Source organism: Fastidiosibacter lacustris, assembly GCF_003428155.1.
Lineage (GTDB): Bacteria > Pseudomonadota > Gammaproteobacteria > Francisellales > Francisellaceae > Caedibacter > Caedibacter lacustris.
On record NZ_QLIR01000021.1, the window covers coordinates 1 to 12,321 of the forward strand.

Here is a 12,321-nt window from a genome sequence, read left to right on the forward strand (position 1 = left end):
GAGAGTTACCTGATGATAATAGCGACTGTGAACCACCTGAATCCATTCCGAACTCAGAAGTGAAAACAGTTAGCGTCGATGATAGTGTGGCATTCGTCATGTGAAAGTAGAACATCATCAGGTTTTTATTTATGTATTTTACTCATAAAATGTATAAGTGTCATTACCAAGGTAAAGTGTCGGACTAATTACCAAGGGAAATTGTCGTGTTAATAGTATGGTCTGAATGCTATTGAGTCAACAAACTATTAGTAATAGCCCTGGCTTTCTGAATGCGTAAAGCAATTGTATTCAATTTAGGACCACCAAATATACCAGCCCGGTCAACATATAATGTGTAGAAGTTTAGACTTGACCTGACAGTTGCCTATTTTTCAAACGCGGTTTTTGTCATATAGTCAATCGCCAAAAATAAGGTTTTAAAGACTACATTATCATTCGGAAATGAGCGTTTGTTTTTCATCACCTTTTTTCAGTGATTTCAAATATCCTTATAGCGTATGCTTTTGAATATCTATCATGCTCATGCCTTTGGTATCCATGAATTGACTAAAATACTTTTTATCTCATCTTTTTGATCTTTATTGAGTAAATCTTCACCTACACCAGTCTCAACATTAAAGCTTGCCAATGTTTGAATAATCACATCGATTCGTTTTTTATCTAGCATATGATTGCCAACTTCAATCTCATCAATTTTATGTGCTTCAGATTCAAACCAATTTTCTACAACAACTTGCTTAGGTTTATTTTGATTTGCTAAATTCTTAATCACCAAGTTACTTACTTCACGATAAAAACGGATATCGTCTGTTTTTAGACCATGAAGCTTTAGAAAGTCGCTGCTATTGTCAGTATCGTGGTTATTAATGATCACATTATTTGAACGCCTTAAATCAACTTGATAGTAATCAGATCCCTCACCACCCTCCAAGGTATTATTATCGCCATCTGCAATCAGTTTATCATCGCCTGTGTTGCCGTAAAGATGATCATTGCCATTTTTAGCGTACAAAGTATCATTTCCTGCACCACCTAGCAATTGATCATGACCATCTTTACCTGCATAAAGAATATCATTTCCCTCATTGCCATTGAGCACATTATTTCCTGACTGCCCATAAATAATATCATCTCCATCTCCTGAATCGATATTATCATTGCCTTTACCCGAGTAGATCACATCATTACCATCTCCACTATAAACTACATCATCTCCATCACCAGCATCAATCCAACTCATTCCTGTGTTAATCAGGATTTGATCATTTCCAGTTGCAGTGTAAATCGAACTGCCGTTACTATGTTCAATCTCAATCACATCATCACCAGCACCTGAATGAATTATGTTTTTACCAAATTGCACTTCAATATAATCAGCTCCATTCCCTGTGGTAATGGTATTATCTCCAGTGCCTGTATAAATTTCATTGTTACCATGACCGGCTTTAATCACATTATTGCCATCACCCGTATAGATATAATCAACATCTTTGCCACCAAAAATTTGATTATCCCCACTGCCTGCTTGAATAGTATTCTTACCACTGCCTGCTTTAATAACATTATTACCATGTCCTGCTTCAATGACATCGTCACCTGCACCACTAAGGATCAAATTATTTCCATTACCAGTATAAATTCTGTTATTCCCACTACCTGCTTTAATCTCGTTGTTACCGCTTCCTGTATTGATCAAATCATCACCATTGGCTGTGGTAATTTTGTTATTGCCCTCACCTGCCTCTACCTGATTATTACCACCCTTGGCATTTATCACATCAGCACCGTCATAAGTTTCGATATAATCATCTTTCTTGCTGCCAATCCGATTTAAATTATCCTCTACTCTACTAAACTTTGTTTCATCTGTTATCAACTCAGAAATCAGGTATTCATTACCCTGACTGTCTATGATTTTATCTACACTTAGGTCATTAAAATAACCTTCAAGCTTTATACTGCTGCGATAAAACTGATCTCCTTGTTGATATAATGTTGCTCGATTATAGTTATGTGAAATCGCTTTGATATATAAATCATCTTGATCACGTAAAAAATATAGCTCTTCTAACGTAATGTCTTTCAATAAAACTGCATCTTCATGATTATTGTTATCTGCAACGATCACATCGTCAAAAGTTATTTTTGATAACACGTAATGATCAACACCAAAACCTCCTGCTAAATAGTCATTATGTTGTTTCCCATCCAAAACATCCTTGCCATCTGTGCCTTGCAAATATTCAACTCTATTTATCCCTTGAATATAATTGGTCTGTGTTTCCTCATCAAAATACATTAGATAAACACTATTAGAGAACTGCTTTTCTAGACCACCTGCTTCGCTTAGGATAAAATCTTTATGCGGTATCACTTGCCAAATTTCAGCTCCATTATTAAATTCGAGGGATATTGGTGGTGCATAACGATTGTCTCTATCATCATAAGGCTTCGTTAAAGCATAGTCTGCTATTGTAATATTGATGTTATGTTTTTCAGCAACAAATACTAAATCCCGTACATACCATTCTGTATAATGCTGACCACTTTTCGAGTAAGTATGCGAACTCAAGCTTAAATAAATATTATTCAAGTCCTCTAGCTGAATATCATCTTCAAAAACAAGCGTTACACTATTATCTTCATTTACTGAAAACAGCTTAGGAGTTCGTACAACATCATTCCCACTATTCGTTGAAAAAACATATCGATCATGACCATAACCACCAACCAAAGTATCATTATCCTCTCCACCAACTAGCGTGTCATTGCCCAATTCTCCGTATAAATGATCATTTCCTTGACCGCCATTTAAAATATCGTCACCGTCGCCACCCTTTAAATCATCATTACCTGCCTTACCATCTATCAATTCGCTTTCAGCATTGCCAATTAGCTTATCATTATTATCAGTACCCCTTATTTGTTTTGAATCTAATAGAGAATAGTTCTTATCAATCATCTGTCCATCTGAGAAAGTAAATTGATTGACGCCAGATATATGCTGTGGTGTATCCGTATAGAACCGTTTTATCGTTACCTGATCCTGATTGTTGATATGCTTAACAATCAAATCATCTTCATTTTTTATAAAATAAAGATCTGATAGTCGAATGCCATCAATAAATTCGACTGTATTATCAACAAAGGTTTCATCATTATATAAATACACTGCTTCAATTTCATCAACACCAAAAGACTGACCAAATACATACCGATTCTTCCCATACCCTCCAGATAGGTAATCATTGCCTTCACCTCCAGTGAGTATATCGTCACCTTCATTTCCATAAAGTTCATCATTGCCAGCATCACCTATAATATTATCATCTCCCTGACGTCCATAAAGCTTATCATTACCACCTAAGCCTTGGATAACATCATCTGCAATTGTCCCTGAACTAACATCTGCTTGTTCTGTTCCTATATAATGAATATTTTCAGGTGTAACGTTAAATATAGCATCACCACGCTGCCAGACTGTACCATTAGCAAATTCAATACGTGAAACTTTGCCTAGATTAACATAGTCTGATGCACCTTTATAAAAATTATCTAGTTTGATGCTATCGTATTCATTAAGCGTTAAGATGAGATCATATTCAATACGTTTAAGTAAAATATCTTCATGACTGATTCCCACTGTAAACTGTAATATATCCCCAAAAGTATCATTGATACTCCCATCTTCTTCGCTAAATAAATATGTTTCTATCTCTCTCTCGTTATAACCTAGTTTTAATTTCCCCTCATCAATCCACGCATTTTTTAAGATAATATCATGCCCATCACCTGCATCAATATAATTAAAACTTGATAAGCTATTGCTTGTTCCAATGTATCGTTTTGAGTCAATCGGTGTCACCACGTTATCTTGGTTATTTCCAACCACAATACTATTGCCTTGGACAGTATAAGCTATATCATCTGTCAATAACATAGCATTACTGATCACCCCATTTTTAAATACATATGAGTCTATTTGCGCAAGCTCAGCCAATGCTTCCTCATTCATTGACCTAAGTGTTTTTGCTAAAGTCTTATTAGCATCCCAACCTAACTTACCTAGTAAATCCTCTGGTGCCAGTTTAATCAATAACAACAAACCCACTGCTTCCACAGCAGTTGCATCAACACGATCAATAAAATATTGATCTATAGCATCAAATCCAAGTGACAACTCCCCTTCATCATTACTATTAATTTCAATCATATCTACAAAACGTTGATAGTCATAATTCCTAAAAATAGTATTTTCAACTGAACTTAATAACTTATTATACGCACTATCAAGTAAGCTATTTTGTCTGGGAAGCCCCGAAAATAGGTCATCTTTTAATACAAGCGGTTTACCACTAGTAAATTTAACTAGATTCCACCAATTACCTATTGAGACTCTAAGCTCAGAATTCTCTCCCTTCTCAATGATATCGTAACTGACCAGATTGCTAAAATTAAAGGTCTCAAGCACAGCTATTCTTTCAAGCCTTTGCCGTGTGGTGTCACTCAGATCAAAACTAATTGTTGTCCCTGAGCTTAACTCCAAACCTTCTAATTCAGTAACGACTGAATTAAAGCTTTCTGCTGAGTCTGCCCACGCCTTAACAAGCTTTTGATAAAGCATTTTGCGTGTATTGTAGTTTTCTGTTTCAGTAATTGCTTGCACTATCTCTACAATGACAGGGTTCAGCACAGCTGCTTGATTTAAATCCCTTACTGCGCCAGAGCCTCTAAGGCTAAATGCTAAATTTTGCTCCTCTAACTTGTCTGCAAATTGATAATAGAAATCGTCACTATATTCACGGTAAAAGGAATTGACATTAAAATTTAACGCGCCAATGTCATGCTTCTGACCATTCAAGTCTCGATACGTTGAGCTTTTGACAATTACACCCCCATCAGCATTACTACCATTATCTACTACTACATTCAAATCAATACTTTGTACATCTGAGTTAGTTAGAGCAGTTATTTCTCCTTCCTGAACCACGCCATCTTCGTTTTTATCCTGCCATAATCCTACTTCGCTAAATGCATGATCTTCCACATTAAAAACACCATCATTATTATCATCCAAATCTAATAGCGCATCAAAACCATCTGTGGCTTTCTCTCCATTTTGCTTAATCGTATTGTCCCCAAATAACTCCAATCCACTATCAATTTGACCATTGTTATCCAAATCACGCACCAACAGAGCATCATCACCATTAACCCAGCCTGTGGCATGCTTCACTCCATCACTATCATGATCAAATAAAATATTTCCATGAGCTGCAATGGTCTCAATCCCATCACCATCTAAATCTAAAATAAGAGGATCACGGGGAGGGAAAGCGACCTTTGATGCTTCAGTAAAGTCATCGTTAACGAGACTATCAATAAAGTCATTAACTGCGGAACCCTCTCCCATTAAACACATTAAAATATCACCTTTAAAAGCTTTCATGACGTTTTCTTTCTGGTATTCAGATGAAAATAGAGTTTGATTATAATTAGCCATTCCTAAAAACAAATTGTTATAATTGCTCAGTTGATCCATAAGCTTTTGTTGAGCATGACCTAAGCGATAATACTCCCGCAGTAAAATCGGATTATCACTAATCAAAATACCATGAAAAAGATGTAAATTCTGTAATGCCTCATCTTTAATCTGCTCAATATCAGCACGTACCCGTGAGATTTCTGCTACACCATCTTCATATAAACGATTAACAATGCTTATGTCTAATTCATTTGGAATCAAAGCACCATTTTGATCAAACTTTTGATAGAGATAATTATTGATGGTGTGTGCATCAAGTAAACCTAAACTCTCATGACCTGGAATAATAATTGTATCCCCTATATTTGTCGCCCAAAAAGCAATTAGGTCTCCTTCACGTGCATAGTTGATAATCTTGTTGTTCACCATTTCATGATTGACTGCATAGTTTTCATAAAGTGTAATTTTTATTGGATCAGTAACAGCAACATAGCCTAAACTCTTTTCCCCTGTAAGCCTATCTTCAACTACCCCTACCTCATAATAAGTACCGCCTTCTTTCTTTCCTTGTAAGATTTCCTGCCCACCATAGCCTTCAAAATTGTATATCATGCCCAGCTTTTCACTACCTATATAAGTCGCTTGTGCTTGTGCTATCGTCGCCCCAGCTGAATGGTTGGCTCCTGAAAATATTTCAGGCGTATAAATCTTATCAACCATATCAATAAAATTCACACCTGCCATCATATTCTGCGAAATACGATAAGCCAGCATTTCTGCGTCTGAAGCATAATCACCCAATTCACTTGTGCCTTTATTAACAATCACCATTTCGGTTGTATTAAGTTTTGGAGTCACTGCAATAGCGTAATAGCCAGCTCCCCCAATAGCGGTGTGATTCTCAATCGTATTACTCGTTGCCATTAGTGTAAAATTGTCCAACACCTGATTAAACTTATTTGCCGCTAGGGCAATTTGATCACGCAAATCCTGGGGGATACCTTCGTGAAAGTTACCTTGATCATCGTAAATATACTTTGATAACTGGCTACCTTTGTTCACCTGGTCATTATCAAAAATATATTGATCTGTTTTTATGTCTTTGGTGTAGACAATATTTGCTAATATTGCGCTTTGTTCCGCTGTTAACACGCTATTCATGGCTTATCTCCTTATCGTATAGTGTTACAATTTGGTTATATAAATCAGTTTGTGTTAAAAATTGAGCTTCACTTGAATCATACCTTCTGGCAACAATCCAAATCTCCTCCACCTTGCCTGATAAAGTCTTATATTTAACCGTGTGCATAGGCAATAACTTAATATATTTAGCCACATCCAAAGGAGAGTGAATGCTTTGAGCTATATTGGCATACTCTGGTATATTTGGCTTACCATAACAAAACTTCATAATCCCATTCATAGGGCAGTCTGAAATCATTAACACACCCCATGTATACTTATTCATTTCATAACCCTTTTGTTGAATAAAAAAACTCGTGTCCATCTTTTGTTGCTTTAACCAAGATTCATCTGGGATATCAACTAATCTAATTTCCATATTAAAGCTAAATAGCTTTAACGAGAGTAAATAATTATTGAGCTTATAGATTTGACTCATCAAGGTGAGCAAGTTCTGTGGGATTTTTTGTATTTCAATTATTGCAGTAAATGTTAACTCTAGTGCGTTATGGTATTCTCTTATCCATTCTTGCAAATGCAATGCTTTGCTACGGAAGATATATTCCGTTTCTTTAGCTAAATATCTCTCGTTTTCTGGTAAGTCCTTATCATAAATCGACGTTGCTAATGTCCTTGCGGCAAAATTATCACTCACTGACTTAAAATAAGGTTCTAGCATTTTAGCTACTTCGATTGATGTCCTAACTAATAAATAATTACTCGCAAACGACCCTTTGCCTGTTAAATCCGTAATTACCATTAACTGTTGATCTGGCATTGACTCTGGGATTACAGTAAAAGTATAACTTCTACTTTGTCGATTATAATTGCCACTTATCACTTTAAAGTTCTCACCATACTTGGCTTTAAGCTGATGAGCTACTTTATCCATCATATCGGAAGAAACCCGACTACCTAAGCCATGGGAAATGTAGTAAAAAACGCCTATTAAGATTACTATCGTGATTGAGATGGTTACTATTATAAAGCCCAGCTTTGTTATTCTTGTCTCTTCCTCCAGTTTTACTTGTCCAATATTCCTTTTCTTATCCATCTTTCACTTACCTCTAAAACCGCAATTTTTCAATCATACTACGAACATAATTGAAGCCTTCATGCCATTTCAATTTGGCAATTCCCATTTTTACTTAGGTAACACCACCAAAAAGTCGTTTAAAAACAAGCCTTTAAAATCAAGCTTTGAGTATAATTGATCCCTTATCGGAGAATAAAAAAACAAAAACTAGCAGTGTCATCTTGGTTTAAGCGTAGACGATTATTGTAAGAGGTCAAATTTTAATCTTAGACTTTCTCACAGTGTTTTAAAGAGTGAATAAAAATAAAAACGTAGATTTGGACAATGACTGATATGCTAAAAGGCACTAGTTTGCTTTTAGTTCAAAACACCGATATTCAAATCAAACCTTCTATGACGAAAACTGTATTATAGATCTTAACCAAATAGCTTAAAGCACTCCCTAATCCCAAGACCATCGAACAGTCTAAATCGGGATTTGGGATTACGGATTTTGTCAACAATATTGGAGGTTTTAAATGTGAGTGTATTATGAATAATTTCGAGTAAGAACATAAGGAAAAGCAAGTGCAATCACTATTCCTGTAACAAGTAATAAATCAAAGTTAAAGGTGGACATCGTTACATCTGAGGTTGGAATAAATCCTACTATAATTGCAACCAAGCAGCTAATAAATCCTAATGATGACATTACAATGGTTCCTTTGACACCGCCATAAATTTGATATTGCCCAAGTTTGATTGGATTAGTGACCCTTAATTTAATTGCCGCAGCAAACATACCGATATAACCTAATACAGCAAGTTGTGCCGTCAGTGCACTTAAAAACCAATAAGCTGAATTGACCGATGGCATAAGAAGATAACTCAAACAAAATATAGAGAATATCAGAGCTTGCAAAATAAGCACTTTACTGGGTGCGTTATAAGTATTAGTTTGTGCAAGCCTTTTTGAAATAAGTCCATCTTCTGCTGCTATGGTAAAAGCTCGTGATAAACCCATAATCCAAGCTGAAACAGTAGTAAATGCTCCTAATACCAAGGTTAATGCGATGATACTAGACATCCACGGCATATTGAATTTAGCAAAAAAATAGCTAAATGATGCCATAAGTCCTGTCACGATATCTACATGCCCAGTGTTATTGCTATTGACTGTAAAGATTGCAACGTTAGACAAAACTAGAGATAGTAAAATCACTACGCTAGAAATTAATAGTGCTTTGGGAAAGTTTTTTTGTGGATTGTTGACATTACCTGCATGAATAGAACTCATCTCTAGACCAAATAAACTAAACATTACGGTTAAAAACAGACCCCAACTGTTAATATTGGCAAAGCTTGGTAGTACATCTGAAATAGCCGATGGCTTCAACATGGGTTGACCAGACAATATCCAAAAAAGTGCTAAGCCAATAATGAGTAGCATCGGCATTAAGGTACCAACAATCGCGCCAATGACACTGATTGTGCTTGAGGTTTTTATTCCAAATAGATTAACAATCGTAGCTAACCAAAACATGCACAGACTCATGCTGATTATATACCAAGGATTACTGACCAAAAAATCTGGATTCATGCCAAACCAAGGTGCAATAATATAAGCAATGATTCCTGCAAAAAATCCACAGATAGATGGGAACCATACCAAATTATAAATCCATTGCAGCCACAACACGACAAATCCTATTTTGGCACCAAAGGCTTCTTTTGTCCAAAGGTAGATTCCACCATTTTTCGAATATCCTGTTGCCATTTGTGCAGTTAATAATGCACATGGAATTAAAAATACAATAGCGGCAAAAATGTAAAAACTCACCACAACCCACCCAGCTTGTGCTGTAATAGAGATATTACGCAGGCTATCCACGGCAATGATATTGATCATGACTAAGCGTAGCAAGGTTAAGGATTGAGTTGATGAAATTTGCATAATTTGTCTGATGGTTGCTTTTTAACGACAATTAGTATATACCCATCACAAACCATTTTACAGCCTTTCTCGCTTTGCATTTGTGCTTTAAATTTTACTTATTGCGTGCTTTAACTTTATATGTTTCGAACTGTTCCTTTAGAGTTGCTAACTGTGCTTATGTACATTTAGTGATATAGAACTAGATGAAATATACGTTACATTTGTTTCAATATAATCTGAGAGTATTTTTGTATTCTCCTAAGCAATATGCGCAATACTAAAGCTCGCCTGGCAATAATCACAGGGCTTAGTATGTTTGTGCTGTCACTTACCTTTCCTTGCTGCTTATATTTGGCATACTTACCACAGAAGCACAACTTTTATATTTTTTGTCTAGACATCTGGAATACATCGATGTATCGTTACAAGACTACATTGATAATCGTAGCTTGAACTTAAAAATGGAAAAAAATTGGCAAAGCTTAATTAGAGTAATAAGAATTCTGAAATCTGATAATGAACTTAGTTTATTATTGGATTTTCTTTTTACGTTGGAAGAAAAACGTCAACTCAGTAATCGTTATGCCCTTGCCCAACAAATGGTCTTAGCACAAAAGTCACAACGTGAAATCGCTAAAGATCTGGGTGTTAGTATCAGCACAGTAACGCGTTGCTCTAATGCACTAAAGTTATTACCTGATGAGATAAAACAAAAATTCAAACTATAAAAAACAAGAAGGAGTTTTAATATGGCTATTTCAGCGCTAACAAAAGTACATCAAAACCAAGTTCAACAACTTTTTAATGATGTAAATTTTTTTAGCACTGAATGGTTTTTTAGTTCCAAGCAACTGTTTTTTGGATTTTTTAGTAACGAACAACTCATTGGTGTTATCGGTGCTGAATTGCAACATAATATAGCCATGCTTAAAGCCTTAGTTATTACCAAAGAGCATCGCAATCAGGGCATTGCAAAGTATTTACTTAATTATCTTGAAAATAAATTGATCGACGTAGGCATCAAAGAGCTGATTGCCTTGACGCGCTATGGTGCAAACTACCTTGAGTGCTCAGGCTTTAATCAAACTATTGTTGAAAAATTACCAAGCAAAATTGATACGTATTTGCAACTAAACTATCATTCAGATTTGATCATCATGAGGAAAAAATTGTTACAGTCAAAAAAGCATCTAACGCACCAAGATTCTCCTTGCTTCCTTCAACACACAATCTATCTTGCTGCGTAGGTCAATAACAAACTTTTTGAATTGAGCTTTTATCTAAATTGAGTTGAATTTAAATAAAAAGGAAATGAATTTCGGAGATACACGTTATCAAATGAATGAGATAAAAAAGTAGCGTCAAATAAGTTTTTTAACTTCATCAACCAATTTTTCCACTGCATCGAGTTTCGCTACACCCTTGGCGTGACTAGACATATTTTCCAATTTAGAGCGATTTATGTCCATTGCACGAATAAAAGCCGCGAGCTTTTGTGCATTAAAATGCTCCTCACGCATGCAAATAGCAGCCTCCGCTTGCACTAGGAATTGTGCATTATGATATTGATGATCATCAACAGCTTCTGCAAAAGGTACAAAAAAAGCAGGGACGCCTACACTTGCAATTTCCGACACCGTTAATGCTCCAGCACGACATACAATAATATCTGCCCATTGATAAGCTTGCGCCATATCGTTAATAAAAGGTTCTACTTTGAGCTCACATTTATAATCGATATTAAGTGCTTGATAAGTACTCATCGTCTCAGCAAAACCTTTTTCTCCTGTCTGATGCCAAATGTTAACACAGGCTTCACGTGGCAAAGCTTTAATAAATTTAGGCACCACATCATTGAGTACTTTAGCACCTTGACTACCGCCTAAGACAAGAACGTTCAGAATATGTTTATAAAAGTCACGTGACTGATTATGCAAATTACGTATTTCACTGCGTATTGGATTGCCGATAACCTCAACAATTGACTTTGTTTTAAAACCGCTAGTAGGAAATGCACACAACACTTTTTTAGCAAATTTTGCCAACATCTTGTTGGTCATACCAGGATTGGCGTTTTGTTCATGAATAATCAATGGAATATTAAGTAGTTTTGCCGCAATCCCACCAGGTCCAGAAGCATAACCACCAAAGCCTAAGACACAATTTGTCTTGCGCCTTCTTAGAATTATCATTGCACGTAATACAGCTAAGGATAATTGAAAAGAAAACAATAATTTTTTCTTTAGACCTTTGTTGCGTACTCCACCAATTTTTAAAAAATCTAGTGGATATTGGTTGGCAACTATTTTTTTTTCTAAACCATATTGGGTCCCAAACCAGAAAATATTGGCGCCTTGTTCTGACAAATGCTTTGCCACTGCAAGTGCTGGAAAAATATGTCCTCCAGTTCCCCCTGCCATCACCACGATATTCTTACCACTTACGACATCTGTTTGCTGCTGCATCCACTTAAACCCTGCTTTATAAAAAATAGCTATGAAAATAATTGCTCTTTACTCTTTGTTTCAATCAAAGAATACTACAGTTTGTGTAGCCAAGTATAAATAGTTGATCCTTATTGTACCTGATAGCTTTCAAGGCACCAATGATTTCTTAGCTATCGCAAAATAACTTTACTGCTATTTTGGCTAAATCTTTAATGGCATTACATGACTCAAAAGGTTAAGATTTTTTGTAAAA

At 35.7% G+C, this 12,321-nt stretch carries 6 protein-coding genes and 1 rRNA gene; 3 read left to right on the forward strand and 4 right to left on the reverse strand.

Annotated features, from left to right (window positions below):
• The first annotated feature begins 8 nt into the window (after positions 1–8).
• A 5S ribosomal RNA gene (gene rrf, locus DNJ77_RS08485) occupies positions 9–123 on the forward strand.
• Between the two features lie 400 nt (positions 124–523).
• Here rrf and DNJ77_RS08490 read toward each other — a convergent pair.
• The 3 genes from DNJ77_RS08490 to DNJ77_RS08500 form a co-directional block, all read right to left on the reverse strand.
• On the reverse strand, positions 524–6,649 hold the full coding sequence (locus DNJ77_RS08490) for a calcium-binding protein (protein ID WP_116964563.1): 6,126 nt from the start codon (positions 6,647–6,649) through the stop codon (positions 524–526).
• Entirely contained in the window at positions 6,642–7,724 is a 1,083-nt protein-coding gene (locus DNJ77_RS08495; RefSeq protein ID WP_116964564.1) for a hypothetical protein, read from the reverse strand. Before DNJ77_RS08495 ends, DNJ77_RS08490 begins: the two co-directional genes overlap by 8 nt.
• Positions 7,725–8,235: 511 nt before the next feature.
• Positions 8,236–9,639 (reverse strand): APC family permease, encoded by a 1,404-nt coding sequence (locus DNJ77_RS08500; RefSeq protein WP_239986781.1) that lies wholly within the window; start codon positions 9,637–9,639, stop codon positions 8,236–8,238.
• 371 nt (positions 9,640–10,010) lie between these two features.
• Between DNJ77_RS08500 and trpR the strand changes: the two genes are divergently transcribed.
• Positions 10,011–10,349, forward strand: coding sequence for a trp operon repressor (trpR, locus tag DNJ77_RS08505; protein WP_239986782.1), 339 nt, complete (start codon positions 10,011–10,013; stop codon positions 10,347–10,349).
• Positions 10,350–10,370: 21 nt separating this feature from the next.
• Positions 10,371–10,868, forward strand: a complete 498-nt coding sequence (locus tag DNJ77_RS08510; RefSeq protein ID WP_116964566.1) for a GNAT family N-acetyltransferase — start codon at positions 10,371–10,373, stop codon at positions 10,866–10,868.
• Positions 10,869–10,982: 114 nt separating this feature from the next.
• Here DNJ77_RS08510 and murG read toward each other — a convergent pair whose 3' ends face one another.
• Positions 10,983–12,086, reverse strand: coding sequence for an undecaprenyldiphospho-muramoylpentapeptide beta-N-acetylglucosaminyltransferase (murG, locus tag DNJ77_RS08515; protein ID WP_116964567.1), 1,104 nt, complete (start codon positions 12,084–12,086; stop codon positions 10,983–10,985).
• Positions 12,087–12,321 lie beyond the last annotated feature (235 nt).

Bases quoted from the DNA above. Each gene is read 5' to 3' on its own strand.
- DNJ77_RS08490 (WP_116964563.1), bottom strand. From the start codon at position 6,649: ATGAATAGCGTGTTAACAGCGGAACAAAGCGCAATATTAGCAAATATT.
- DNJ77_RS08495 (WP_116964564.1), bottom strand. From the start codon at position 7,724: ATGGATAAGAAAAGGAATATTGGACAAGTAAAACTGGAGGAAGAGACA.
- DNJ77_RS08500 (WP_239986781.1), bottom strand. From the start codon at position 9,639: ATGCAAATTTCATCAACTCAATCCTTAACCTTGCTACGCTTAGTCATG.
- DNJ77_RS08510 (WP_116964566.1), top strand. From the start codon at position 10,371: ATGGCTATTTCAGCGCTAACAAAAGTACATCAAAACCAAGTTCAACAA.
- murG (WP_116964567.1), bottom strand. From the start codon at position 12,086: ATGCAGCAGCAAACAGATGTCGTAAGTGGTAAGAATATCGTGGTGATG.